This is a genomic window from Paraburkholderia sp. BCC1885, assembly GCF_900996235.1.
Taxonomy (GTDB): Bacteria; Pseudomonadota; Gammaproteobacteria; order Burkholderiales; family Burkholderiaceae; genus Paraburkholderia.
The window spans coordinates 1-22,452 of the sequence record NZ_CAAJGM010000099.1; the positions used below are offsets into that span (position 1 = coordinate 1).

29 protein-coding genes and 1 pseudogene are annotated in these 22,452 nt (G+C 61.0%); 15 read left to right on the forward strand and 15 right to left on the reverse strand.

All coding sequences use genetic code 11. The features are described from left to right. Positions 1 to 357 (forward strand): transposase domain-containing protein (locus tag FQ755_RS07650; RefSeq protein ID WP_144152742.1); only part of this gene is annotated, 357 nt, incomplete at its 5' end. A gap of 98 nt (positions 358 to 455) precedes the next feature. Here the strand turns inward: FQ755_RS07650 and FQ755_RS07655 are convergent. Continuing rightward, positions 456 to 893 (reverse strand): 4'-phosphopantetheinyl transferase family protein, encoded by a 438-nt coding sequence (locus FQ755_RS07655; RefSeq protein ID WP_144152744.1) that lies wholly within the window; start codon positions 891 to 893, stop codon positions 456 to 458. Positions 894 to 1,048: 155 nt separating this feature from the next. Here FQ755_RS07655 and FQ755_RS07660 point away from each other — a divergent pair, with 155 nt between their 5' ends. The 3 genes from FQ755_RS07660 to FQ755_RS07670 all read left to right on the forward strand — a co-directional run bounded on the left by FQ755_RS07660 (position 1,049) and on the right by FQ755_RS07670 (position 3,076). Next, positions 1,049 to 1,690 carry a nitroreductase gene (locus tag FQ755_RS07660; protein WP_144152746.1) on the forward strand — a complete coding sequence of 214 codons (642 nt, stop codon included), beginning with the start codon at positions 1,049 to 1,051 and terminating at the stop codon, positions 1,688 to 1,690. A gap of 78 nt (positions 1,691 to 1,768) precedes the next feature. After that, on the forward strand, positions 1,769 to 2,248 hold the full coding sequence (locus tag FQ755_RS07665; protein ID WP_144152748.1) for a hypothetical protein: 480 nt from the start codon (positions 1,769 to 1,771) through the stop codon (positions 2,246 to 2,248). 9 nt (positions 2,249 to 2,257) lie between these two features. After that, positions 2,258 to 3,076, forward strand: a complete 819-nt coding sequence (locus tag FQ755_RS07670; protein WP_144152751.1) for a 4'-phosphopantetheinyl transferase family protein — start codon at positions 2,258 to 2,260, stop codon at positions 3,074 to 3,076. A 266-nt stretch (positions 3,077 to 3,342) separates the two neighbouring features. Here FQ755_RS07670 and FQ755_RS07675 read toward each other — a convergent pair whose 3' ends face one another. Further along, the gene (locus FQ755_RS07675) at positions 3,343 to 3,834 is read right to left on the reverse strand and encodes a 4-oxalocrotonate tautomerase family protein (protein WP_313957433.1); all 492 of its coding nucleotides are present in this window, start codon (positions 3,832 to 3,834) and stop codon (positions 3,343 to 3,345) included. Between the two features lie 85 nt (positions 3,835 to 3,919). Here FQ755_RS07675 and FQ755_RS07680 point away from each other — a divergent pair, with 85 nt between their 5' ends. After that, complete coding sequence (locus tag FQ755_RS07680; RefSeq protein WP_186308443.1) at positions 3,920 to 4,801, forward strand: LysR family transcriptional regulator; 882 nt, start codon at positions 3,920 to 3,922, stop codon at positions 4,799 to 4,801. Positions 4,802 to 4,956: 155 nt separating this feature from the next. Beyond that, a complete protein-coding gene (locus tag FQ755_RS07685; protein WP_144152755.1) occupies positions 4,957 to 5,871 on the forward strand; it encodes a LysR family transcriptional regulator in 915 nt (304 codons plus the stop codon). Positions 5,872 to 5,934: 63 nt separating this feature from the next. On the opposite strand, the gene FQ755_RS07690 is transcribed toward FQ755_RS07685, so the two are convergent. Beyond that, positions 5,935 to 6,627, reverse strand: a complete 693-nt coding sequence (locus tag FQ755_RS07690; RefSeq protein ID WP_144152757.1) for an SDR family NAD(P)-dependent oxidoreductase — start codon at positions 6,625 to 6,627, stop codon at positions 5,935 to 5,937. 407 nt (positions 6,628 to 7,034) lie between these two features. Then, on the reverse strand, positions 7,035 to 7,424 hold the full coding sequence (locus tag FQ755_RS07695) for a winged helix-turn-helix transcriptional regulator (RefSeq protein WP_144152759.1): 390 nt from the start codon (positions 7,422 to 7,424) through the stop codon (positions 7,035 to 7,037). Here FQ755_RS07695 and FQ755_RS07700 point away from each other — a divergent pair, their 5' ends adjacent. Then, positions 7,425 to 7,802: an FAD-dependent monooxygenase gene (locus tag FQ755_RS07700; protein WP_222105722.1), complete on the forward strand. Its 378-nt coding sequence runs from the start codon at positions 7,425 to 7,427 to the stop codon at positions 7,800 to 7,802. It begins immediately after the preceding gene. Between the two features lie 15 nt (positions 7,803 to 7,817). Here the strand turns inward: FQ755_RS07700 and FQ755_RS07705 are convergent, their stop codons facing one another. Further along, positions 7,818 to 8,666: an AraC family transcriptional regulator gene (locus FQ755_RS07705; RefSeq protein WP_144152763.1), complete on the reverse strand. Its 849-nt coding sequence runs from the start codon at positions 8,664 to 8,666 to the stop codon at positions 7,818 to 7,820. A gap of 156 nt (positions 8,667 to 8,822) precedes the next feature. Here FQ755_RS07705 and FQ755_RS07710 point away from each other — a divergent pair, with 156 nt between their 5' ends. Further along, complete coding sequence (locus tag FQ755_RS07710; protein WP_144152765.1) at positions 8,823 to 9,521, forward strand: O-methyltransferase; 699 nt, start codon at positions 8,823 to 8,825, stop codon at positions 9,519 to 9,521. Between the two features lie 167 nt (positions 9,522 to 9,688). Here FQ755_RS07710 and FQ755_RS07715 read toward each other — a convergent pair whose 3' ends face one another. Next, positions 9,689 to 10,450 (reverse strand): 3-oxoacyl-ACP reductase, encoded by a 762-nt coding sequence (locus FQ755_RS07715; protein ID WP_144152767.1) that lies wholly within the window; start codon positions 10,448 to 10,450, stop codon positions 9,689 to 9,691. A 331-nt stretch (positions 10,451 to 10,781) separates the two neighbouring features. Continuing rightward, positions 10,782 to 10,913, reverse strand: coding sequence for a hypothetical protein (locus tag FQ755_RS38020; protein WP_260858399.1), 132 nt, complete (start codon positions 10,911 to 10,913; stop codon positions 10,782 to 10,784). Positions 10,914 to 11,282: 369 nt separating this feature from the next. On the opposite strand from FQ755_RS38020, the gene FQ755_RS07720 reads away from it, so the two are divergent. Further along, complete coding sequence (locus FQ755_RS07720) at positions 11,283 to 12,041, forward strand: class I SAM-dependent methyltransferase (protein WP_186308444.1); 759 nt, start codon at positions 11,283 to 11,285, stop codon at positions 12,039 to 12,041. A gap of 24 nt (positions 12,042 to 12,065) precedes the next feature. On the opposite strand, the gene FQ755_RS07725 is transcribed toward FQ755_RS07720, so the two are convergent. Continuing rightward, positions 12,066 to 12,635: a TetR/AcrR family transcriptional regulator gene (locus tag FQ755_RS07725; RefSeq protein WP_260858401.1), complete on the reverse strand. Its 570-nt coding sequence runs from the start codon at positions 12,633 to 12,635 to the stop codon at positions 12,066 to 12,068. A gap of 211 nt (positions 12,636 to 12,846) precedes the next feature. Further along, on the reverse strand, positions 12,847 to 13,485 hold the full coding sequence (locus FQ755_RS07730) for a TetR/AcrR family transcriptional regulator (RefSeq protein ID WP_144152773.1): 639 nt from the start codon (positions 13,483 to 13,485) through the stop codon (positions 12,847 to 12,849). Between the two features lie 24 nt (positions 13,486 to 13,509). On the opposite strand from FQ755_RS07730, the gene FQ755_RS07735 reads away from it, so the two are divergent. Together FQ755_RS07735 and FQ755_RS07740 are read left to right on the forward strand one after the other, a co-directional pair. Next, positions 13,510 to 13,902 (forward strand): nuclear transport factor 2 family protein, encoded by a 393-nt coding sequence (locus FQ755_RS07735; protein ID WP_144152775.1) that lies wholly within the window; start codon positions 13,510 to 13,512, stop codon positions 13,900 to 13,902. Between the two features lie 658 nt (positions 13,903 to 14,560). Further along, positions 14,561 to 14,764, forward strand: a complete 204-nt coding sequence (locus FQ755_RS07740; protein WP_144152777.1) for a hypothetical protein — start codon at positions 14,561 to 14,563, stop codon at positions 14,762 to 14,764. Positions 14,765 to 14,921: 157 nt separating this feature from the next. Here the strand turns inward: FQ755_RS07740 and FQ755_RS07745 are convergent. Then, a pseudogene (locus FQ755_RS07745) lies at positions 14,922 to 15,680 on the reverse strand (sulfite exporter TauE/SafE family protein). A 75-nt stretch (positions 15,681 to 15,755) separates the two neighbouring features. Here FQ755_RS07745 and FQ755_RS07750 point away from each other — a divergent pair. Next, positions 15,756 to 16,676: a LysR substrate-binding domain-containing protein gene (locus tag FQ755_RS07750; protein WP_144152779.1), complete on the forward strand. Its 921-nt coding sequence runs from the start codon at positions 15,756 to 15,758 to the stop codon at positions 16,674 to 16,676. Here the strand turns inward: FQ755_RS07750 and FQ755_RS07755 are convergent. Then, positions 16,630 to 17,238 (reverse strand): hypothetical protein, encoded by a 609-nt coding sequence (locus FQ755_RS07755; protein ID WP_144152781.1) that lies wholly within the window; start codon positions 17,236 to 17,238, stop codon positions 16,630 to 16,632. The genes FQ755_RS07750 and FQ755_RS07755 overlap by 47 nt on opposite strands. 38 nt (positions 17,239 to 17,276) lie before the next feature. On the opposite strand from FQ755_RS07755, the gene FQ755_RS07760 reads away from it, so the two are divergent. Beyond that, positions 17,277 to 18,185, forward strand: a complete 909-nt coding sequence (locus FQ755_RS07760; RefSeq protein WP_144152783.1) for a proline dehydrogenase family protein — start codon at positions 17,277 to 17,279, stop codon at positions 18,183 to 18,185. Positions 18,186 to 18,343: 158 nt separating this feature from the next. Here the strand turns inward: FQ755_RS07760 and FQ755_RS07765 are convergent, their stop codons facing one another. Then, positions 18,344 to 18,799 (reverse strand): RidA family protein, encoded by a 456-nt coding sequence (locus tag FQ755_RS07765; RefSeq protein ID WP_144152785.1) that lies wholly within the window; start codon positions 18,797 to 18,799, stop codon positions 18,344 to 18,346. 368 nt (positions 18,800 to 19,167) lie between these two features. Here FQ755_RS07765 and FQ755_RS07770 point away from each other — a divergent pair, with 368 nt between their 5' ends. Further along, positions 19,168 to 20,067, forward strand: a complete 900-nt coding sequence (locus FQ755_RS07770) for a LysR substrate-binding domain-containing protein (RefSeq protein WP_144152787.1) — start codon at positions 19,168 to 19,170, stop codon at positions 20,065 to 20,067. A 74-nt stretch (positions 20,068 to 20,141) separates the two neighbouring features. Here FQ755_RS07770 and FQ755_RS07775 read toward each other — a convergent pair whose 3' ends face one another. Both FQ755_RS07775 and FQ755_RS07780 read right to left on the reverse strand, forming a co-directional pair. Then, positions 20,142 to 20,885, reverse strand: coding sequence for an SDR family NAD(P)-dependent oxidoreductase (locus FQ755_RS07775; protein ID WP_144152789.1), 744 nt, complete (start codon positions 20,883 to 20,885; stop codon positions 20,142 to 20,144). A 135-nt stretch (positions 20,886 to 21,020) separates the two neighbouring features. Next, on the reverse strand, positions 21,021 to 21,212 hold the full coding sequence (locus FQ755_RS07780) for a hypothetical protein (RefSeq protein WP_144152791.1): 192 nt from the start codon (positions 21,210 to 21,212) through the stop codon (positions 21,021 to 21,023). A gap of 32 nt (positions 21,213 to 21,244) precedes the next feature. Here FQ755_RS07780 and FQ755_RS38635 point away from each other — a divergent pair, with 32 nt between their 5' ends. Further along, the gene (locus FQ755_RS38635; RefSeq protein ID WP_409937250.1) at positions 21,245 to 21,715 is read left to right on the forward strand and encodes an NAD(P)H-dependent flavin oxidoreductase; all 471 of its coding nucleotides are present in this window, start codon (positions 21,245 to 21,247) and stop codon (positions 21,713 to 21,715) included. Between the two features lie 308 nt (positions 21,716 to 22,023). Here the strand turns inward: FQ755_RS38635 and FQ755_RS07790 are convergent, their stop codons facing one another. Continuing rightward, positions 22,024 to 22,428: a hypothetical protein gene (locus FQ755_RS07790; RefSeq protein ID WP_144152795.1), complete on the reverse strand. Its 405-nt coding sequence runs from the start codon at positions 22,426 to 22,428 to the stop codon at positions 22,024 to 22,026. Positions 22,429 to 22,452 lie beyond the last annotated feature (24 nt).

Below are 22,452 nucleotides of genomic sequence, written 5' to 3' on the forward strand. Positions count from 1 at the left end.
TCCGCGCTCGCCAAGGCGATCAACTACTCGCTGAACCACTGGGCAGCCCTCACGTTCTACTGTGAAGACGGTCGGGCCGAGATAAGCAATGTGCTTGCCGAAAACGCCTTGCGCTGTGTCGCGCTTGGACGCAAAAATTATCTGTTCGTCGGCTCCGACAGCGGGGGCGAGCGGGCCGCCGCGATGTATAGCTTGATCGGGACGTGCAAGCTCAACGCAATCAACCCGCGTGCCTACCTGGAATACGTCCTGACCCACATCGCTGATCACAAGATCTCTCGCATCGACGAATTGCTGCCTTGGAATGTGGCTGACAAACTGAAACCCCTCACCCCGCCCACACTCTCAACCGGGTAGATCTGGATAGATTTGGATGGATCGTGCCCACGATCGCCGATCGTGGACACGATCTCCCTTGATCTACACGGACTTCAACACGCCATCACCATCATGCCTCACTCGCGCGCGCGTGAGGACACGGCCCAGCCGAGCCGCTTACGCCAGTCAAGCGAAGGGTCGATGTATTCAACATCGATTCCAACCGCTCTCGCCTGTGAGATCGCGATCAACCCGTGGTCACCGGAATGCGAGACATTGAATGATATGCCCGGTATCCCGAACAGCTCGGGCCGGCCATGGCCCGACGTAGCGAAGCGCAACGATGCAGGCTCGGTGCCTAGCCGCTGGCCGAGCAGCTCGCGTAGCACGGCCCGGGTAACCGCGTAGCGCGTCCGATCCGCGGGCCGTCGATAGCGCAAAGCACGCTCCCGTTCGTCTCCATCGAGCACGGCCCCGTTCACACAGGTACCGGCCGGCGGCATGGCGACATGCCACACCGCCACGTCCGCAGGCCAACGCCCGTTCGAATCCAGTTGCCCCACCTGCTGCGCCATTTTGCTCTCTCTCCGCGAGCCGCACCCGCGGCCAGATAATCATTCGCACCAGGATAGGAGATGACTGTCCGCAATGCAAAAATAAATGAGAATCATTTGCAAAACGCGGAATTTTTGATCATCATCCTCTGTGACCAATTTCATCGGATGAGTTCATGGATACGTCTTCGACCACTCAGACCGCGTCACCGGATGCACAGGGTGCACTGTCCCCGGAAGATCGTCGCGCCGTCTTCGACACCCTGCTCTCGCGCCAGTCATACTGGCCACTTGTCGAGCCCGGTCCCAGTGACGCGGAGCTGGACCTGATATTCGACGCCGCGGTACGCGCACCCGATCACGGCCGCCTGTTCCCCTGGCGGTTCGCCTTCATCCGTGGTGAAGCGCGGGCCGAGCTTGGCGAAGTGCTCGTCGATATCGCGGCTGCACGCGCACCGGACGAGCCCCGGTCCGCCCACGAGCATCGGCGGGAAAAAGCCTATGCGGCACCGCTGATCATCGTGCTGGGCGCTGCCATTTCCTCGGGAACCGGCATTCCCGAATCCGAGCAGATCCTGTCCGTCGGTGCGGCGGCCATGAACATGCTCAACGCGATCCATGCGCTCGGCTACGGCGGTTTCTGGGCCACCGGGGCAGACGCATACGACCCTCAGTTGCAGGTTGCCCTCGATTTTGATCCGTCAGACCGGATTCTGGGTTTCCTCTTCGTCGGATCGCCGAAATCCCATGAGCGCTCGCCTCTGCGGCCACCGCGCTCCAATCACGTCCGTGAATGGCTCGGCCGGTCGTCCGTGTAATCGCGAATACACGAGCTCCCGGCAAGCAATGCGAGCGCCAACGTGATGCAGAGGCTGCCGCGCCAACGAGGAAACGTCATGAATCCACATCCCCAGCGGGCCGAATTCGTTGAATCGTTCGACGAACAACTGCTTGAACGACCTGACGGACCCGAACTGACGGTATTGACGGCCATCCGCACGTGGTTGCGTCCGCGCTGCGATGGCCGGCGTGGGCAGCGGGACTGGCGTGAGATCCTCCACAAGACAGGGTTGCGACCGGATGGCATCGAGCACTTCGACCTGGTGATGCGCTCACTGGCGACGGTGTCGCTGCGACCGCTCGACCTGCGCTGCCGATGCGCAACCGGCATGGCCGGTGACGAGGCGCTACTGCTCCAGACCATCGCCCTGCTGCAGATCACCCGCAGCCAGGCGGCCGTCCGGCTGCTCGGTGAATGGCTACCGCAGCCAGCCGTCAGCGGAGTTGTAAAGCTCCTGCGCTGGCTAGCCATCGATCTGCTTGAGGCCGGCCTCGAAATACGCGTGCGCGATCGTGACGTTACTTACATGCACTGAGGAAGCTGGATGCTCCGCAAAGCAATCACCTACCCGTCGGGATACAAACTTCATCCCTCTAGCCGCGCAAAACGCCACCCGATTTACGAGACACCCGGAATCGACTTCATACCCCACCCGATTGCCTTCGACTCTTCCTCCTCCCAGAAGATACCGACGTCGGGCAATGCGGTGCTGTGGCGTTTTCGCGCCGAATGGCAATCCATTTCGCGCGAGGACGCACAAGCCTGGATCTCTCGCGCGGAACGTGACCGGATAAGACACTATCCCAACTCCGCCCTCGCGAAGCGTTACCTGGTGGGTCGTGCAGCGGTACGCCGGGTTCTCTCCGGAATGCTCGGATGCCCTCCGGACGCCATCGAACTGGCCGACGGCAATGACGGTCAGCCACATGTACTGCAGCCAAGTCCACGCACGCGGATTTGCATCCACGTGGCGTACGCAGGCATCTGGGTCATTATCGCCGCAGGCGCCGTCGATGTCGGGATCGGTGCAGTCGTTCCAGTGCCCGGAGGTACCATCGCCCAGACGCCCCGGTTCGAACCGGGAACAATACAGGCGACACTGCCAGAGCATCTCTTCCCCGAATTGCAGGTGCAGGCGCAACAGCAAGCCCGTCATGCGAGCCTCTTTAGCCTGGCGGTCAATGGCTCGCTTGACCCCGAGCCCGTTGTCGCGGCCCAATACGGCGCAGCGTCCATCGTCAACACGTCGACCAGTCAGCGCTGCCACATTCTCGACCTGCCAATGCCCGGCAAGATTGCAGCCGCGGTAGCACTGGCTCAACTGGTAACACGGGTCGATGCGTTCGGCTGGATCAAGAACTGAATCAGGGCTGGCCCGGACGCGTCGCCCAGGCTTTTCCCGGAGGGGCGCGTGCTCACCGTCAGTGGCAACCTGTGCGGATCTCCATTGCCCTATGCCCTGGCGCACCTCACGCTTACGAGACACTGGTTCACTGGATACTCTCGCTGGCGCGCCGGGTGAGCACCCCATGACGCGCTGCTCCTGAACCTCGTGCTCACAATGCGCATGCACACCACGATGGCTACCTTCTTAGACTTGCCCGCTACGACGGATGTGTTGCATCGCAATCATTTTCGATCTCCTGACGAACTTCGTTCGACGTGCCGGCCCGTCCCGCCTTCATGCTGGTAACGATATTCCTGCGTCAGGCCACCGTAACCGTAGCTCGTCGCCGCACAATCGATGATATGCACGTTGGAGTGAGGGTGGACGTTTCCGATTAGCGTGGAGAGCAGATCGAACGCCTGTCGGTGGTATTCCGCCTTTTGGCTCTTCGTATTGGTCTCTTCCGTATTGGTCTCTTCCGTATTGGTCTCTTCCGTGATGGTCACTTCCAGTCGGAACGAGTTTTTCCCCTGCGCAGCGAGCGAACTGCCGGCAATGAACCATTGCTCGCGAGGAACGTACTGGACAAGCACCATCGTCTTGACCGGCTCCTTGCCCAGTACCGAGCAGGTAAGCGCAGTCAGTTCCGCTGCGAGGCGATCCGACAATCCGGTATTCCCGTCTCCTGATACCGTCAACCTGAGTCCTGGCATATCCGCATCCTCGTTGTTCAAATGGAGCCCCCATCATCGCGACGCCCTTTCCATCTAAAAAGCGGGAAGTTATGATCTTATCCATCGGAAATATGAATGGATAGCGATGCGCCGCTTCGATCTCGAACTCCTGAATACACTATCCGTCGTGGCCGACACTGGCAGCCTCTCCGCCGCTGCGGTACAGCTGTATCGTTCCCAGTCGGCTGTCAGCGAGCAGATCCGCAAACTCGAGGAGTCGTGCGGGCTTGTGCTGTTCGTACGCGGCAAGAAAGGCGCATCGCTGACGCCCGCGGGTTCTCGCCTGCTCGACCATGCCCGCAAGCTTCTGCTGCTCAACGACGTGGCCTACCGCGATATGCAGGGGCTTTCTCTATCGGGTGACCTTCGCCTCGCCGTCACCGACTATTTCCGCCCCAACGATATCGCAAAGGTCTTGAAGCAGCTCGGCGATCAATATCCGTCACTGCGCCTTCACGTCTCGGTGCGAAAGAGTGCGCTCATCGAGCTCGATGCAGGCTCCGGCGATTTCGACATCGGACTCTCGATGCGTGTCGCTGACCGGGTCAGGAAAGAAAGCGTGACGGTGCGCAATGCGTTCGCCAGTTTCATGATTCGCCGTGAGCCATTGCTATGGGTAGCGGCACCGTCCTTCGCACGGGTATCCCGCCGTCCCCTCCCTCTGGTCGCGCTTCCCGATACATGCTCATTGCAACGCTACATGCTGGCCAGACTCAACGAAGCAGGCGTCGAATACTTCATTGCCCATTCCGCATCCGGCGTTGCAGGACTTCAGTCCGCCCTGTCCGCGGGACTGGGATTTTCCTGTCTGAACGCGTCGGCCGTGCCGGCCGACCTGGTGCCGCTGGGTGGCACCACCGCCCTGCCAAAGCTGCCTCACGTCGAATTCAGCCTGATCGTCCCCGACGCGGCAAACCACGCGCTCGCGGGCGAGATTGCAAAGTTTCTTGTCGCGCAGCCCGCCTAGCGCGAAAGTCGAAGCCGGGTGTGTATGGTGAAGCGGCGATACAAGCGGACTGCACGACGGATCCTGGCGGCCGGGGCGGGCATCCCCTCGGCGTATACCTGACAAAACAAACTCTCTTCTAACATCCGGGCACGAACCCAGGCAGGAGCACGTCGATGGCTTTTGATGAAAGAACACTGAATGGCATGAGCGTCCTCGCCGCAGTTGCCAGCAGTGGCAGCTTTGCTGCAGCGGCGGAGGCGCTGAACATGTCGCAGCCCGGGGTCAGCCGGTCAATCGCACGGCTCGAAGCACGACTCGACGTGCGGCTGTTCGACCGTCATTCACGCTCGGTCACGCTGACCGATGATGGACGCCGCCTCTTTGAGCAGGTCGTGCCGCTACTTTCCGCGCTTGAGGAGGCCGCCGAGTCGGCTGTCAGCGGCAGGATGGCCGTACGGGGCCACCTGCGCGTGAACGTGCATCCGTTTTTCTCGAACCTGATCCTCGGACCACGTCTGGGCGAATTCCTAAAAGCTCATCCCGATCTGAAGCTCGATCTGGTCACACGTGATCAGTTGGAGGACATGGTCTCGAACGGCTTCGATCTCGCGATTCGCTTCGGCGAGCCCAGGTCGTCGTCATTGATTGCGCGCAAGCTCCTCGATACGCGCGTGCTAACGGTCGCCGCACCCTCGTATCTGAAGAAATATGGCCGCCCGGAGAATCCCCACGCATTGCACGATTCATCGCACGTGAGGATAGACTTTCGCAATCCGGAAACCGGGCGCGCTTTTCAGTGGGAATTTCATCGCGGGAGCGAACGGTACGTGCCATCTACCGAGGGGCAGTTGATGACTAACGACGTGGGCACGATGCACTCGATCTGCCTGGCTGGATACGGCATTGCTCAGGTCATGGAACTTGGCGCTGAGCATCTGCTCGCAAGTGGCCGCCTTGTGAACCTGTTTCCCGACTGGACCGATGAAAGGTTTCCGCTCTATGCCCTGTACCCTTCGCGCAACCACATGCCGGCCAAGACCAGCGCCTTTCTGGACTTCGTTTCGTCACTTGTGGGCAACCCACGATGAAACGCCGGTGCTGCCGTGACAGGCTGGCACCGACTCCGGCCCAGGATTGCACGAGCCTCTCGATTACCAGGGCAGCACTTCATCGAACCGGTCGATAAAACGCAGCCCCATCTTCCCCTGGTTCCGGGTAACCACGTCGACAACGAGCGGAATGCTTTCATCAACCGAGAACATGGCGTCAGTCCCACCCATCTCCGTTCGCACCCAACCGGGTGCCACGAGCAGCAGTGCTCGCCGGTTGTCCGGCCGGTGGCCGAGATAGCACTTCATGAGCATATTGAGTGCCGACTTGCTGGAGCTGTAAAGATCCCAGAAACCGTTGTTGTTCGCGATACTCCCGAGCTCCGATGACATGACCGCGATCGTTCCGTCAACCGCAACGACATCCTCAAGCATCTCGATCAATCGCACCGGGCTGAATGCGTTGACGAGCATCATGTCAAGGAAGTCCCGCTCTGTAGCCGTCGATGGCGTCTTCTCGATGGACCGGGCGATACCGGCGTTGACGAACAGCACGTCGAGCGTGCGACCACTCAGGCGTTCGCGCAAGGTCCTGACGCTCTGCGCATCGGCAACCTCGATACCCCTTTCGATTTCGATGTTGTCGCGATAGCGTGACTTCAACTCGTCCAATTGCGTGGACGAACCGCGCACGGTCGCGATGACGTTCCAGTCGCGGCGTACATACTCTTCCGCCAGCGCGAACCCGAGTCCGCGCGATGCGCCGACTACGAGAACGGTAGGTTTCTCTGCCATATTCAGACTCCGTAAATTCGATCGCCAGCCGGGCTTGCGTTCACAGCCGGTTGGCCGTATAGACAGGCGACGCGGAAACACCGGGGGCCGGATTCCTCGTCACCGAACACCGATAGTGTGGATCCATCCAGGCCGAGAAACCAGTCATGCACTGTCATGACTGCGATGCCAGATTGGCATCCTTGTACGTGCATGCGTTAGCGTTCGGCTGTGCCCCTGGGTGCCCGCCTGCGACGCCCGATCGCAGCCACCCTCCGCGCAAACAGATTCACTGTATTCAATGCCCGAGGTGGCCGCAAACGTATCAGGGACTGCTCGGAGTCGAACAGCGAACGCTACCCGCCGCCTCTCGCGCTCAAGATCCCTTACCGACCCTCACCGACCGATAGCGTTACGCTTCTTACCCGCTAGGTTCGTGTTACCGCCTTCTTCACGAACGTGCCGGCCGGCGCAGGCGTCGCACCGCCGGCACTGCGCAATATCAACTTCGGCACTAGTTTGCCGCTTGCCCGGTCAATGAGCTGCGAGTGCTTTTCGCGGGGTGCGAACAGGTTCGCCTCGCCCCATTGCCGCAAGGTCACAATCACCGGGAACAGCGCTTCGCCTTTCGGTGTCAGCACATATTCCTGATACGCGTAACCGTCCGATGCGGCAACCAGACCGAGCACGCCAGCTTCGACGAGCAACGCCAGCGGACGGCGGAAATTTTCCGTCGTGGCGGCTGGCAAGTTCCTCGTCTGCTCGCAGCCATGCAGCGCGCGGACGACCTCTTCTTCGACACGGTCAGTGAGATCCATATGCCGCGCTGGTCGTCCGGCCGTGTGGCGCTGGTCGGCGACGCTGCTCACGCACCCTCGTTCCTGTCGGGACAGGGCTCCAGCCTCGCACTGGTTGGCGCCTATGTGCTTGCCGGAGAGCTGGCGGCGCACGCGGATCCGGTCGACGCCGTTGCTTCTTATGAACGGATAGCACGGCCGTTCATGGAAGCGAAACAGGCGCTCGCCTCAAAGAAGGGCGGGAGCCTTCTCATGCCACGTACACAGGAAGAACTGGATGCCCGCAACAGCACGCTCGCAGCGATGCAGCAGTCCGGAGAGACCTCGCGCGGCGATCACGCGGGCCAGGTGCACAACTCGCTGACGCTACCCGACTACACCCGGTGGCTAAGGGCATAGGCCGTACCGGCTCAATCAGGTAGGTCGCATGCGCAGTTCCGCCATATAGCGACCCGGTGATATGCCGAGTGCTTTGCGGAACATGGTCACGAAGCTGCCCGCGCTCTCATAGCCCAGGCGGTCCGCGACCTGCTGGACCGAAGACCCGGTCCCCAGCCATTTCACCGAAAGCATGAGGTGGAGCTGCTGACGCCAGCGGCCAAAGCTCATGCCCGTCTCCTGAGTAAGAAGGCGCGCCAGCGTGCGTTCGCTCAACCCCACACGTCGTGCCCACGTCTGCATCGTGCCGCGATCGGCAGGATCATCCATGATCATCTCGACGATCTTGCGGAGCCGGCCATCGACCGGCATCGGCAGGTGAAGGTTGCCGATCGGCGCCACCGCGATTTCATCCAGAAGCAGCGCGACCACATGCGACTCCATGCCACCCTCCGCGTAGAGCATGGGAAGGCTGGCGGAGCGGATCATCAGCTCGCGCAGCAGCGGCGTGGTGGAGAGCGCGCAGCAGTTCGAGGGGAGATTCGACGCCACATTTGGGTCGATGAAGACGACGTAGCATTCGATCGTGCCGGCGACAGTGAACTTGTGTTGGACGCCGCCCGGGACCCAGATCGCGCTTTGCGGCGGCACGATCCAGAACCCGCCCTCTACCTCGCAGGTGAGCACCCCACGGAGCGCCAACAGAAGCTCGCCCTTGCGATGACGATGGAAATCCATTTCCTTGTGGTGACGATGGAAGCTCGACTCCTGCTCACTGAGGCTGTCCATCACGACACCGGTGGCACCGATGGTCACCACCGGGCGAGGTACCAGATCCGGGTCCACCCACTCGGCGGGAGATGAAAGTTCACTGAGGATCGGCATGATTGCCGGCCGGCCTGGACGGCGTCCTGATGATTGGCATGAATTCCATATATTCTGGCGATTTTTACCAATGCTGCCAAGGCCGCCGGTCCCTACCATGTCGAAAAGCGGCAAGCGGAATTTCCCGTAGCCGTCTCCTTCGGAATACACGACATCATGAATTCATTGAGCACCGGACGCGTTGCCGAAACCCTGCAACGGCTCTTCACGGAAGCGGAGCAGGCCGATCGGGCGTTGATGGCGCAGTTCAGCAATGCCGAGAACTCCGAGCAATTGATCGCCGAGAGTCTCGCCGAGCACTTCGCCGAGGAACGCCGTGATGTGCGCGGTTTCTATCGAGGCTACGTCGACAACTTCCTGAACGTGGCGCCGGAGTACGGCCGGTTTCTTTACCAGTGCGCACGCGCACGCGGGGCAACGCGAATCGTCGAGTTCGGCACGTCGATGGGCGTGTCCACCATCTACCTGGCCGCGGCGCTACGCGACATGGGCGGCGGTCACCTGATCGGCACCGAGCTGGAACCCGGCAAGGCGGCACGCGCACGCGCCAACCTTGAGTCCGCGGGGCTCGCCGATCTGGTCGACATCCGGGTGGGCGACGCGCGGGAAACACTCGCCGACGTCGGCGATGATATCGATCTGGTTTTGCTCGACGGTGCGTTCAGCCTGTACCTGCCGGTGCTGATACTGCTTGAGCCGCATTTGAAGACCGGCACGCCCGTCCTGGCGGAAAACGCCTTCGATCACGACAACGAGTACCTGGCCTATGTCCGCAACCCCGCGAGCGGTTATCTCTCGCAGCCGATTCCGATTAGTGAGGGCCGCGGCAACGAGTTCACTGTGCTCACGCGATGACGGCGTCCCTGAACGTCTCTGACATGCCCACCGCGCGCCAACCCGGTCGCATGAGCCGCGCTGTGATCCGCATGCTGATGAAGCAGACACGTGTCATGGGAGTCGAGCCTCTTCAGAGCGGACACTGGCCGACTCGGCGCTGAGATAACTGCTGAAATCGGTGGGTCTCAGCCCTTGACCAGCCCTCCGTCGACAACCAGATTCTGACCCGTCACCGCGCGCGCCCACGGCGAGAGGAAAAACAGCACCGCGTCGGCGAACTCGGCGGGCGCCGTGACGCGACGCAACGGCGTGAATCCCGCGACCATATCGAACACGGCTTCGGGCGTCGCGCTGCTGGCATCGGTGGTGCGCAGCAGGCCACCCGACACCATGTTCACCGTGATGCCATCCGGTCCGAGATCGTTCGATGCGGTCCTCGTCAGCGCGAGCAATGCCGCTTTTGCCGCCGTGTAATCGTGATATGGCACGACGGGATTCTGGAACAGATTGGTCCCGACATTCACGACGCGGCCGAAACCGGCGGCGCGCATCGCGGGCAACGCGGCCTGAATCGTGTAGAGCGCACCCTTGAGCGCACCATCGATCTGCTGCTGAAAGCGCGCCCATTCGATATCGCCGAGTTTCGGACGCGCGTCGCCATCGAAGCTGAAATCGGCGAGCGCGTTGTTCACCACGGCATGCACCGGCCGGCCGCTTTTCGCGCGAGCCTCGTCGAAGAGACGCGCGACCGACGCCTCATCGGTGATATCGGCCTGGACCGCCACCACGCGCGGCCCAAGCCGATCGACGAGCGCTTTCGCCTGCGCTTCGCTGCGACGATAGTTGATGATGACGCCGGCGCCTTCGCGTGCGAGCGCTTCGGTGATCGCCGCACCAAGCCCGCGCGCGCCACCGGTCACGAGTACGTTTTGTTCAGACAGTAGCATCGACTTCTCCGAAGTTCGCTTTGGACTGGTCGGTGCATTATGCCGCACAGCATGGTTGGAACGAATGCGAAGCCAGTGCGGGTCTGAGGCCTTCCTCAGTTATCCGGACGACCCTCTCGCACCGGAAACAATCCCTGAAGCGTACGCTATGTTTTCTGCCAGCGCCCCCCGCGCTCAGCGAACATGAGCGCGCGATAGTCGGTCAGGATATGAGAAATCTTCTGCCGTAACGGATCCGACGGATGCGAATACTTGATTGGCTCGACGGTCTGATCGGCACACGGTCCCACGGTCACCGGGAACGATATCGATTCTTTCGAATCGCCGGAGCCTATCGCTGGACGCTGTGCAGACCGAATTGTACGAAGAGCTTCTTCAATGGCCGCCCGGGATTCAGATTTTGCGACTGCCGGTACGGATTGGCGACGAACTGGACTTTCACGTCGACGGTCGGTTTTGGCATAACACGGTCCGACGCCAACTGGCCCAGGCCGACCCGACACAGCCGTTCGCTTGCTAATTTGCAGACACCCCCTTTCTACTCAACGGAAGACGCTCGGATAGCCGCGGTGACATGGCCAACCGCGAGATGTCCGCATCCCAAATGCGAGTAGCCGCTTCGACACCGGCGCTCCCGATCAGGCGCGGTCGCTTTTGAGCCGCTTTCTTACGGTATTTGCCAAGCGTTCGCGCTGGCGGAACTGCGGCCCGGAAACGCGAGTATGCAGCGTGAACGATCACGCATATCGTTTCCGTGGGCCGATTGACAATGCGCCCCCGCCGAGATCGAGAAGCACGAGGCGGCAATCGCAAAACCGGGAGAATCGAACGCATGAGACAGCAGGCAAAATATGGCATCGACGCACCGAGAGTGGTTCGCGCGTACATCGTTTTCGGCGTCTGGCTGACATTGCCGGCGCTGATCGATCTCGCATGGCCTGGATCAGGTCCGATCCCCGCGCCGTGGAGTATCGGCACCGCCTTGTTCGCGGCGCTTCTGTTTGCTTGGGCGGCCGTCATGCTCAGGTCCAGCCTTGTAGGCAAGATGCGCGTACGCGACCGCCTGGTTGACGCCCTTAACCTTTCGGGAAATGAACGCGTACTTGATGCTGGATCTGGCCTGGGTTTGGCCATCATCGGTTGCGCCAAGAAACTCACCACGGGCAAGGCCGTCGGCATCGATATTTGGGCCGCGCACCTTTCCGGCAACAATCCGGACGCGGCGCGGGCCAACGCGGTTGCGGAAGGCGTCGCCGACCGGGTCGAAGTCAACACCGGGGATATCACACGGTTGCCCTTTGGCGACGCGGCATTCGACGCCGTCATCTCGATGACCGTGATCCACAATATCCCGTCGCATGAGGGGCGCGACCAGGCGTTGCGCGAAATCATCCGCGTGTTGAAGCCGGGCGGTCGCATCGCGATCTTCGATCTCCTGCATACGGCCCGCTATGCGGAGACACTTCGTCAGGCGGGCTTGACGGTCGAGAGCCTAGGCTGCGATCTGCTGTGGCTTTGGCCCTGCCGCTCTTTGCTCGCGCGAAAGCCGGAAGCGGACCGTTCTCAAGGCGTGGTCACAGCGCCGTCATGACCACGCCGCAGGAATATCGCGGCATCAAACCGGCGTCGGTTGCAGATATCCGGATATGAAGCGTGTGGTTTCCTCAACAAGCGCCTCGGCGTCCCGCGGCGTTTCGGTTTGGTAAAGGACGGCCGTATGGGTCAGCGTCTCTATCGATGTCGCACACATAAATGCCGCCAGATCGAGGTCCCTGACACGCAGCTCGTCGCGGCGGCTTTCGAGATAGCCCCGGAAAAGGGCGTAGCCTTCACGGTTGAGCACTTCCACATTCTCCAGCCGCCCGATGTGCGGAACCTGCTCCCGAAGCACGCGACGCAGCTTGGGGTTGATGCGGTGGGCGTCGACCGCGACAGCGACGAGGCTTCGCACGGCCCTCTCGATCGGCTGCGCAGCGATGTCGGACAGCGCCGTGCGCACGCGCCGCATGATCTGGCTATTGTGCCGGTCGATGACGGCGGCAACGAGCGCTTCCTTGGAAGGAAAGTATTGGTAAAGAGAGCCGATGCTCGCGCCCGCCACATCGGCGATTCGGTTGGTGCTGGCTTTGTCGAAACCGTCGCAGACCAAGATTCGGGCGGTCGCCTCAACAAGCGCATCGACCATGACGCGCGATCGCGTCTGCGAGGCCTGCTTGCGGGGATTTGTAAGCGGTCTGCGCGCCATGTCCCTTGATCCAAATTGCGCGTGGATAAGATGAGCTGTCGCCCATATTCTATCGCTAACTGCCGTCAGCCTGTCTGGATGCAGGTCAACAGAGCGTTTCGAGGCGACAGCAAGTAATACGAGACGGAGATCCCCATAGCCTCTGCTTGCACTAGGGCTGCCGAGCATCGTCGATGACCGCTCGCGCGAGCGCAGCCTGAGCGCTTCGAATCTCGCTACTCGAGAGTCCTGTGGCGAGCATCTCCTCGATGAGGTCGATGTGCAGTGCGCCAAGCAAGACGTGCGCCGAATATCCTGCCACGTCCGCTGCCGCTCCCCTCGCGGCTTCCTTCATCAGGCTCGCCAGCAACCCATGCATCCACCTGTAATGTTCTGACTGTCGTATCCCGGTGGAAGCTATCTCGCGCGCGCGAATAAGATGGCGATTCTCGAGCTTGAATGTGAGCAGCGCATCAAGGAACGAGACTGCACGCTCGCGCGCCGCCCCACCTGGTCCAAGGGGCGGCGCCCCTCCTTCCACCGCTTCGCGCAGGGCTGCAAGCTTCGCAGCCCACAGTGCATCCAGAAGGCCCTCCCGGCTGCCAAACGCCCGGAACAGGGTTCCTTTTCCCACGCCCGCTGCGGCCGCTATGGCGTCCATTGTGACTGCCCGTGGCAAGTCGGCGCCAGCGAAGAGTCCTTCGGCAGCGGCAAGCACAAGGGCGGCAGGAATCGACGGACGGCCGCGGCGTGCATGGTTGATTTCGGACTGATGGTCCGATATGCTGGAATTCTGGGTATTCGCGATCATTAACCAATTCTATCGGAGAAAAACATGACCCCGAGGTCCACTTTGCCCGCGTGGTTTGAGAATGCAATCCAGGCACTTCGAGCAGGAGACGTCGATGGTTGGATGAAAATTTACGCAGCCGACGCCGTCCACGAGTTTCCGTTCGCTCCTGAGGGGCGCGTTGACAAGCTGGAAGGTCGCGAAGCGATTGCGGCCTATATGGCCCAACTTCCGAAGCTCATCCGCTTCGGCTCGCTTAGCGACGTTCGTGTGCGTGAAGTCGAAAATGAACTCATCATCGAGGCTACTGGGCATCACCGGCGCGTTTCGGACGACACGCTAAGGGAGCTCAGTTACGTCTGGTTTATCACTCTGCGCGACGGTCAGGTAACGCACTTCCGTGACTACATGAACCCATTGCAGTTATCGGCCCGTTAAAGAAGCTCGAACATCGCCAAATCAGGACGGCTGCTCCCTCTACCCCAACCAAATGCGCAAACGGTCCGCACTCCGCGTTGCAACCCTGCTTGGGTTCGCCGTTCCGTCCGGCCGATCTGGCAGGCGCTCCTCAAGTCAGCCAGCGGCGATCGCTATGTCGAAGACCAGACGAAAAACGCTTGCAGTGACGGTCCGGTGTCCTTCCATGAGCAGGCATTGGGACGTAGGTCATCACGGTGCAAGTGAATGTCCCTTGCCGTTCTCAGCCGAGGGCGACCGGATCGATTTCGTGTTCCGTCGGGCCGTACCGCGACATAAGACTGCCTGCAGCACGCCGAAACGATACGTGTGCTGCAGCAGAAAGGACAGCGCGACAAGCGCCAGCCCCTGAGCCGTGAACATGCAGATCGACCAGATCACCGCGAGCGTCAAGCAGCGTGAGTGGAAGATGTCGAGCAGTAGCAGCGGCTTATGCGACCGGGTCCGCCAGAACATGAAGAAGGTCGCGAGACAGCCGGTCCAGCCAGCGGGCCATAGCGGCCGACCTGCGCCAGAGTGTCGCCTCGTGGAGTCATCCGCCTGTCACCGGCCGGGTTCACCCTGAACCACCGGCACCCCTATGTGGTGGTGCCATGCTGTGATTCCGCGGAGGTCAACCATGCTGAGCCCACACGAATTCGCGACCCTGATGCTGGTCAGGAATGCGCCCGACCAGATTCATCTGGATCGCACCGATCTCGATGCCCTGCTCGAGCGTCAGCTCGTTTCGCTGCAGAACCTTGCAGACAAACATCGCCCTGCGTCCCTGACTGCCAGCGGCGACTCGATTCTCAAGGCGGTAGAACGCCTCTGGCGGACATAGATCCAGATCCCGAACAATTGCACCTGAATGCGTGACCCTCGCCATGAACCGGTAGTTGCACCCGGCAGAAAGACTGGCAGACGAGGGATCATGCACTGGCGACCCGCAAGTCTCTTACCCTCTCAACGTCCAGGCCTTCAACACTGCCCCGGCGAAACTACCTGCCAGAGCCATATGCCCGGACGAAGAACGCGACGGTGATGCAGCCCGTGAGAAACAACGTGCCGGTGCGAATAACGCCAGCCGAGGTGCGGCGACCGAGCAGCGCGCCGCCATAACCACCGAGTGTGGCGGCAATCAGCATCACAAGCGTTTCGGGCCAACGCACCGCATGAGCGATGATGAAGATCAACACCGCCATCGTGTTCGCCGCACTGACGAGCAGCGTGCGCGGCGCGCCCAGACGCTTCAGATCACGGCTGTCCAGCAGGCCCCAGACGGCCATCATCATGATACCGACCGCGCCTCCGAAATAACCGCCCTAGATCCCCAGGCCGAACTGCACGGTCAGCACGGCCCAGCCCCTGATCTGCCAGCGACGGCGTAACCAATCACCGATCTGCCGCCCGAAGCCCAGTGCCAGTGTGGCCAGCAATAGCAGCCACGGGAGCACGAAATCGAATGTCTTCGCCGGCGTACGCAACAGCAGGATGGCGCCGACAACTCCGCCAGCAAGCGTTATCACGAGCAGCGGCCGAAGTGAAACAGTTCCCACCGGTCCGAGCCCATCCCGGTACGCCCAGGCGCTCGCCAGGCCACCAGGGTACAAGGCCACGGTACTCGAAGCATTCGCCTGAACCGAAGGCACACCTGCCGCAATCATGGCGGGAAGACTGACGAACGAACCGCCACCGGCCAGCGCATTCATCGCTCCGGCCAGCAATCCCGCGCACGCAACCAGAATAAAATGTGTCATGCAACGGATCATATCGGCGCGGACTTCGCCGATACAATCGGGAATCTCCGATGCCAGCTTTCGCCAAAACCGAAGATGACTACCTCGCGCTTTGATCTGATCGATATGCGGCTGTTCCTGATGGCGGTGGAACACGGCAGCCTTACACGGGGAGCGCAGGCGATGCACCTAGCACTGGCATCGGCGAGCGAGCGTATCTCGGGTATGGAGTCCGCACTGGGTACTCCGCTGCTGGAACGCACGCGGCGTGGCGTACGCACGACTGCCGCTGGCGACGCTCTGGTCCGTCATGCCCGCCTGATCCTCGGTCAGGTCGAACAGATGCGCGGCGAGTTGCGGACCTACGCGTCGGGCCTTAAGGGGCGTATCCGCCTGCTGTCGAACACAGCGGCCCTGGCTGCCTTCCTGCCTGAGCAACTCTGCCGTTTCCTGGCCACCCACCCAGATCTCTCGGTCGATCTCGATGAACGGCCCAGCGCGGAGATCGTGCTGGCCATCGCGGAAGGACGCGCCGATCTGGGCATCGTCGCGGACATCGCTGATCTGGCGGCCTTGCAAACGCACCTAGTCGCAGAAGATCAGCTCGTCGTGGTCGCGAGCAACGGGCATCGCGTCTCCGCCCAATCATCCGTGGCTTTCGCGGACATCGTGCATGAATCGTTCGTCGGTCTGTCGGACGCAGCGCTGCAAACGCATCTTGCCGATCGCGCGTCACGCCTGGGCCACCATCTGGATTATCGGGTCCGGTTGCGCAATGTAGCGGATGTCGGCAGGCTGGTTGAGGCGGGCATCGGCATCGCGATCCTGCCCGAAGTCTGCGCCGTGGAATTGCATCGCTCCCGGCTGGTGGTTTTGCCGCTGTCGGAGACCTGGGCTTCCCGGCGGCTTCATCTTTGCGCGCGTGATTTTGCCGCGCTTGCACCGCACGCCCATCTGCTCGCCCATCAACTCATGGCATCGATCGAGAGCCGGGGATCAGGCGTCGCGACCGATTAACCGTTTGTCGAAACGTATCGATACCCATGCTGTCGCCAGATAGCTTGCCAGCACCAGACAGCCGCGCGCTACGTGAGTGCGGGGCAACCGCGGCACTCCCATTTGCCAGTGCAACGCGCTTGCCGTACAGGAAAACATCGAAAACACCAGGCGCCGCAATCACAGCACTCGAAACGCTGATTTCATCGGTGTTCGTCCATGTCGATTGCCGGGAATCCGGGTTCTGTCTCCGACCCTGCTCGGGAGCACCCCGGCTTTCGTTTTCCGGAATAGGCTTCCAAGACAGGCAGCAGACCGATTCACGCAGATCCGGGGTATCCTTCGCCGCGCTCCAGCGAAAGATCACAATGATTTGCCCATCGATCAACGCTGCGGGCACAACCGTCAGCACATAACAGGGAAAACCGGATGCAAGCCGCTGCCTGGCCTCCATCGACGAATAGCTAAAAGTGCGCAGCCGTGCTGCCGCCGTGCATTCATGCACGCGGTCGCAACGCTGCCTCATGCCGGCCCCGATATGTTCGGGCCGGCAGCTTTGCTTTGCCCCTGACTTGCTGTTCATCGGGCCAAAGCTCACTGCCTTTCGTCCTGGATTCCAACATGCGACTGCTCGATACCCTGGCGGCCCACGCCATCCCCTATATTCCCCGCGCCGCGATTCGGAAAATCTCGCGCCGCTACATTGCTGGCGATACGCTTGCCGATGCCGTCACCCGCGTTCGGGTGCTCAACAACCTTGGCTTCAGCACGACGCTGGATGTGCTGGGGAAAACTGTCTCGACGCTGGCACAGGCCGACCGCATGGCCGACGAATACATCGACGTGCTCGACGCGATCCAGGCCAACGGGCTGTCAGCCGGCATCTCGATCAAACCTTCCGCGCTCGGACTGATGCTCGACGCCCAGCAGTGTGAACGCCTCGTCGACCGCATACTCGACTCTGCCGGGCGTCACCAGACCATCGTCTGCATCGACATGGAAGATGTCACCTGCACGCAAAAAGAGATCGACCTGTTCAGGAGCGTGACGGCGCGCCATGGCAATGTCGGTCTGGCCTTGCAGGCCTATCTGCGGCGAACCTATGAGGACATCGGACCGCTGCTGCATGAGCGCAATACCCTGCGCATCTGCAAAGGCATCCATGTGGAGGACCGGTCACACCTCGTGGACGGAGCCTGGAATGACCGACGCGCGATCAACACTCACTTCCTGAGTCATGTTTCCCGCTGCCTCGAAACCGGTACGCTCGTCGGCATTGCCACGCACGACACGCAACTGGTCGACCAGATCATTGCACTCGCACGCGACATGGGAGTCGACAACACGAAGTTCGAGTTCCAGATGTTGCTGGGCGTATGCGAGCCGTTGCGCGACAGGCTCCTCGGGCTCGGATTCAACGTGCGGATCTACGTACCTTACGGCCGGGACTGGTACGGCTACAGCACGCGCCGGCTTAAGGAAAACCCCGCCATCGCTGGTCACGTGCTGCGTGCGCTAACCGGCCTGTAACGGTTCGTTGAATGACGCCCCGGCCCATCTTACCCGGTGAGCCGGGGCAACCTTGGCGGCAAAAAGCTGCGGCGTCCGAATCACGACCTAACCGAAGAGCACCTGCTCAGGAGATCAGGCGCTGCCGGCGCTTCCGCGAAGAAAATAGCATAGCGCCGCTAGAACACCTTTGCGGCCGTCACCGTCACTTCAACCAGCCAGCCCGGCTCTACAAGCCGCACTACCTGCGCACGAGTTCGGGTGGGGAGGTTCGGTTGCGCCGCTAAACCGAAGTATTCGAGGTAAACACCTGAGAAACCGTCGAAGTCCGGTTCACCATCGTTTTCCGGATCAGCAACGAAAAGCGCCTGCATGGCGACCACATCGCCGAGCGTGTAGCTTTTCGCTTCAAGAATCCCGCTGATCTGCTCCAATACGCTCCTTGTTTGCGTCCGCGTGTTACCAAAATAGCCGATCGTGTGCGGCTTCGCATCGGGGTTCAACGGCAATGCGCCTACACCGCTTAAGGTGATGGTTCGTGCGCCCGCGGGAATCTCAATCGATTCCGAAAATTCTCTCGCCCAGGGTTCTTTGAGTTGTGCAGAGGTATTGTGCCGCAGAATGACATCGCTCATCGGACGCTCCGGAAGGTAATCTGACGGCGTACAGGCCGTCAGGCAAGGTGATCTCGGCCAAACACATTAACCATGTGACACCAACGTATCCGCATGTACACACGAGCCGCGCCACGAAGCACGAAAATCAGGCTGGCGGACCGATGATAGGCGCAGACCTATGATCGTAAAAATGAATTAATCTGATCATTTCATTCGATGTAATCGATCGAATCGCTGGCCCTCACGCGTCGCCGTATCCGACTTTCATTGCTCGACGATGTCATGCGGCTAACCCGTCGATGCCCTCATGCCTGCCACGATGACGTTCCGATAACGGTCGGGCGCCAGTAGCGGCGGCGAGATCATGAACCTGTGCGGGGAGAGACATGGAACTACGGCATCTTCGTTATTTTCTGGCCATTGCCGAGCTGAACAATCTGTCACGCGCCGCTGAAAAGGTGTTCGTTGCGCAGTCCACCCTGTCACACGCGCTGCGTCAACTTGAAGACGAACTCGGCATTGCGCTGTTCGACCGGGTGGGCCGCAGTATCCGCCTCACCCAGGCGGGCCGTATTTTCCGTGACTATGCTTCGCGCACGCTCAACGAGGCGATGCGGGGAACACAGGCCGTGCATGAACTCAATGATCTTGAGGGTGGGACCTTCACCCTCGGCGCCATTCCGGTATTCCCGCTTTCCTTTCTGCCTCAAGCGGTCTCGTCTTTTAACCAGCAGTATCCAAAAGTGAGAATCACAGTCCATGATCTTCTGGCGGCGGAACTGGAGGAAAAGCTCGCACTCGGCACACTCGATCTTGGTATAGCATTCCATCCCGCGTCGCGAGACGAAGTCGCATCCGAGTACCTCTTTACGGAACGGCTTGTCCTGGCCGTCAGCGTCAACCACCCTCTCGCGAAGAAAAGCCGTGTGCGATGGAAGGCACTTGATTCAGTCCCGCTTGCGCTGCTTGGCCAGCAATTCTCGACACGCAACCTGATCGAGGAAACGTTCAGGAGCGCCGGAGCGAAATTGCAGGTCGCCGTCGAAATGGATACGGCCGAGTCCCTGCTGGCAGTCACGGCCACAGGGCATCTCGCAACCATCGTCCCGGAGCGGGTTCTGGCCGGCTGCGAAGACATTCACCTGGTGCGCTTGACGGACCCCGAACTTTCCCGGCAACTTGGTCTGCTATGGCCGAAAGGCGCCGGTCGAACTCGTGCTGCAACCCGCTTCGCCGACATGCTGAAAGAAGCGTCGGCGACGCTACGACCGAATCGGAAGGCGTGAGCGTTGGACATCGCCTTGCGCCAGTCACGCGGATTACCGGATTGCTCCCGGTTGGTCAATGTCGGCGGCGCCTTCTAGACAAGATTCAACCCGCCATCCGAGAGCAGCACTTCGCCCGTGAGGTAGTCCGACGCGACGAGCACCGCAACGGCCTGGGCAATATCTTCAGGGCTTGCTGCACGGCGCATGGGCGAGCGCTCCTTCCAGAGTTGCCGCGCCTGCGTCCAGTCCGCCGTCAGAGGTGTATCGACCAGGCCCGGCGCAACAGCATTCACGCGGATATCTGGAGCAAGCGTAACCGCGAGCAACCGGGTCACATGGTTTAATGCGGCCTTGGTCGCCGCGTAAGGAATCGACGCGCCCTTCGGGCGCACGCCCGCGTGCGAGCTGACGTTCACGACGCAGCCAGGCCTGCCTCGCAGGGCAGCATCGCGAAGCGCGGACTGCGCCTCTGTCACCAGACGGAAAGGGGCAATGACATTGACTTCGTGCAGTTCCTGCCAGACGTCAGGCGTAGCCGCCGCCAGATCCGCGTGCGGGATCACGCGACTGATGCCGGCATTGTTGACGAGAACATCCAGTCGGCCCCATACGGCAATCGCTTCGCGCACGAGCCTCACCCTGTCCGCATCATGGGCCAGATCGGCTTGCACGTATGCGGCCGAACCGAGTTCGCGGGCCATCGCCTGCCCGGCTTCGACTGAACTGCGCGAATGAAGAACGATTGAAAATCCCTCCGCTGAAAGTCGTCGGGCGATGGCGGCACCAATACCGGAAGTCGAACCGGTGACGAGAGCGACAGGAGAGGAATTCTTCATGGACGCTGATATCTGGTGTGATGGTTTGCCGCCTTTGGGCGGACGTCGTCATGAGGTGTTTCGGCCGGAAAATCCTTGTGACTACCTGAAGCGCTGGTATCACGTCCGACGGCAACGCCTGCTGCAGTGGCCTGTTCAGAGAATCCGCAGATGCCGGATCTTGCCGATTTCGGGCGAACGCTGCAGGATAAGCTCCGTAATGTATTCGGGCAGAAGCGCACGCGGTACGTTTGCCGATACGTTGTCCACCAACTGCGAGGGCACCTGGACAATGAACTTGTCCGGCTCGCTCGCCAGGCTGTGTTCGTATGTGACGCGGTAATTCATGGCGGACCTTGATCTGCTGGTACCCGACAATTATGAAGTCTGTCCGGACTTCGTCGCTAACATTTTCCAATCTGCGGCGCTTTGTGTTGGCCGGAACTCGATCATACAGGCGTCGGACAAGTGTACCGGTCATCGCCGCCGGAGACGTTGCCGATGGCCACGGCATCGCGGTAGCACTGGCGTCAGGTGCAAGCGCCGTCCAGGTCGGAACGGCCTTCCTTGCCTGTCACGAATCCCGCGCCGATCCTCTGCGCCGCAAGATGCTCAGCGCGCGTGTCGGCGACACCGTCCTCAGCAAAGCCTTTAGTGGCCGACTGGCGAGAGGAATGCGAAATGAGTTCATTGACGCGATGCGCCCACATGAAGCCTCTCTTCCGCGATATCCGATACAGAGCTGGTTCGCCGCACAACTCCGGCAACCCGCCATCGCGAGCGGCAGAAGCGATGTGATCGCGCCTTCGGCGGGACAGGCCGCGTCACCGGTACGACGCGCCGGGCGCTGATCTCATGCGGGAACTGGTCCGAGAAACCGAACGGGTCTTGGGAAGTCTGTCGGATGGGCCGCCGGATAGTGTGCGTTCACGGAAAGCACGGCGCTCGATCCTTGGGCGAGTATTGGATGTTGGCCATACGAACGTCACCATCTGCCGCGCCAGCCTCGGCTTCGCGCACACTTCCCGCCGCTAGCCGCAGGCTTTGGGAAAGCTGCCAGATCCCCTGTTTTGGACTAGGCGATCGGGAACCTGCGATCAGGACACGCGAGCGACTAACCGTTTGTCGAGAGGTATCGATAAACAAGTCCCAATGGCCTTCAAATGCTGCCGTCGGTCAACCGGTGCGTGATGCTCAGTGCTTCATCGCGCGTCGCGGCAACCTCGTGGGGAATACCAAAAGCTCTAACAGCCATATCGGACATCGCCCTCGCCTGGCATCGCGCTTCCTCATCAGGCTCGATACGGATGAGGGCTTTGCAGACGCGCCCCAGCGCCGCCTTGTTGTGTTTCAGCCAGATACCGCGGCGCTTGCGATCCTCGTGGCTTTCCTCGGTGCGAGGCTGGTCATACACCACGACGAAGGGCTGGCCGTTCTCCATGAGGGCGACCATCTCCTTTTCCCATTGACTCGCATATCCGGGTTGCGCCGCGTCTTCGTTGAAGACGACGAACGGAAACCGGGTAACGTCGTGGATGATGAATGCCTGGGCATCGAGACGCATAGTCAATTACTCCATAAACGAAAC

Coding starts and splice junctions, on each gene's coding strand:
- FQ755_RS07735 (WP_144152775.1), top strand. CDS start 13,510: ATGACCCCGAGGTCCACTTTGCCCGCGTGGTTTGAGAATGCAATCCAG.
- FQ755_RS07755 (WP_144152781.1), bottom strand. CDS start 17,238: ATGAACAGCAAGTCAGGGGCAAAGCAAAGCTGCCGGCCCGAACATATC.
- FQ755_RS07695 (WP_144152759.1), bottom strand. CDS start 7,424: ATGGATCTCACTGACCGTGTCGAAGAAGAGGTCGTCCGCGCGCTGCAT.
- FQ755_RS07710 (WP_144152765.1), top strand. CDS start 8,823: ATGAATTCATTGAGCACCGGACGCGTTGCCGAAACCCTGCAACGGCTC.
- FQ755_RS07730 (WP_144152773.1), bottom strand. CDS start 13,485: ATGATCGCGAATACCCAGAATTCCAGCATATCGGACCATCAGTCCGAA.
- FQ755_RS07665 (WP_144152748.1), top strand. CDS start 1,769: ATGAATCCACATCCCCAGCGGGCCGAATTCGTTGAATCGTTCGACGAA.
- FQ755_RS07690 (WP_144152757.1), bottom strand. CDS start 6,627: ATGGCAGAGAAACCTACCGTTCTCGTAGTCGGCGCATCGCGCGGACTC.
- FQ755_RS07750 (WP_144152779.1), top strand. CDS start 15,756: ATGACTACCTCGCGCTTTGATCTGATCGATATGCGGCTGTTCCTGATG.
- FQ755_RS07700 (WP_222105722.1), top strand. CDS start 7,425: ATGCCGCGCTGGTCGTCCGGCCGTGTGGCGCTGGTCGGCGACGCTGCT.
- FQ755_RS07780 (WP_144152791.1), bottom strand. CDS start 21,212: ATGAATTACCGCGTCACATACGAACACAGCCTGGCGAGCGAGCCGGAC.
- FQ755_RS07760 (WP_144152783.1), top strand. CDS start 17,277: ATGCGACTGCTCGATACCCTGGCGGCCCACGCCATCCCCTATATTCCC.
- FQ755_RS07770 (WP_144152787.1), top strand. CDS start 19,168: ATGGAACTACGGCATCTTCGTTATTTTCTGGCCATTGCCGAGCTGAAC.
- FQ755_RS07655 (WP_144152744.1), bottom strand. CDS start 893: ATGGCGCAGCAGGTGGGGCAACTGGATTCGAACGGGCGTTGGCCTGCG.
- FQ755_RS38635 (WP_409937250.1), top strand. CDS start 21,245: ATGAAGTCTGTCCGGACTTCGTCGCTAACATTTTCCAATCTGCGGCGC.
- FQ755_RS07740 (WP_144152777.1), top strand. CDS start 14,561: ATGCTGAGCCCACACGAATTCGCGACCCTGATGCTGGTCAGGAATGCG.
- FQ755_RS07670 (WP_144152751.1), top strand. CDS start 2,258: ATGCTCCGCAAAGCAATCACCTACCCGTCGGGATACAAACTTCATCCC.
- FQ755_RS07685 (WP_144152755.1), top strand. CDS start 4,957: ATGGCTTTTGATGAAAGAACACTGAATGGCATGAGCGTCCTCGCCGCA.
- FQ755_RS38020 (WP_260858399.1), bottom strand. CDS start 10,913: ATGCCAAAACCGACCGTCGACGTGAAAGTCCAGTTCGTCGCCAATCCG.
- FQ755_RS07725 (WP_260858401.1), bottom strand. CDS start 12,635: ATGGTCGATGCGCTTGTTGAGGCGACCGCCCGAATCTTGGTCTGCGAC.
- FQ755_RS07705 (WP_144152763.1), bottom strand. CDS start 8,666: ATGCCGATCCTCAGTGAACTTTCATCTCCCGCCGAGTGGGTGGACCCG.
- FQ755_RS07720 (WP_186308444.1), top strand. CDS start 11,283: ATGAGACAGCAGGCAAAATATGGCATCGACGCACCGAGAGTGGTTCGC.
- FQ755_RS07660 (WP_144152746.1), top strand. CDS start 1,049: ATGGATACGTCTTCGACCACTCAGACCGCGTCACCGGATGCACAGGGT.
- FQ755_RS07765 (WP_144152785.1), bottom strand. CDS start 18,799: ATGAGCGATGTCATTCTGCGGCACAATACCTCTGCACAACTCAAAGAA.
- FQ755_RS07680 (WP_186308443.1), top strand. CDS start 3,920: ATGCGCCGCTTCGATCTCGAACTCCTGAATACACTATCCGTCGTGGCC.
- FQ755_RS07790 (WP_144152795.1), bottom strand. CDS start 22,428: ATGCGTCTCGATGCCCAGGCATTCATCATCCACGACGTTACCCGGTTT.
- FQ755_RS07775 (WP_144152789.1), bottom strand. CDS start 20,885: ATGAAGAATTCCTCTCCTGTCGCTCTCGTCACCGGTTCGACTTCCGGT.
- FQ755_RS07715 (WP_144152767.1), bottom strand. CDS start 10,450: ATGCTACTGTCTGAACAAAACGTACTCGTGACCGGTGGCGCGCGCGGG.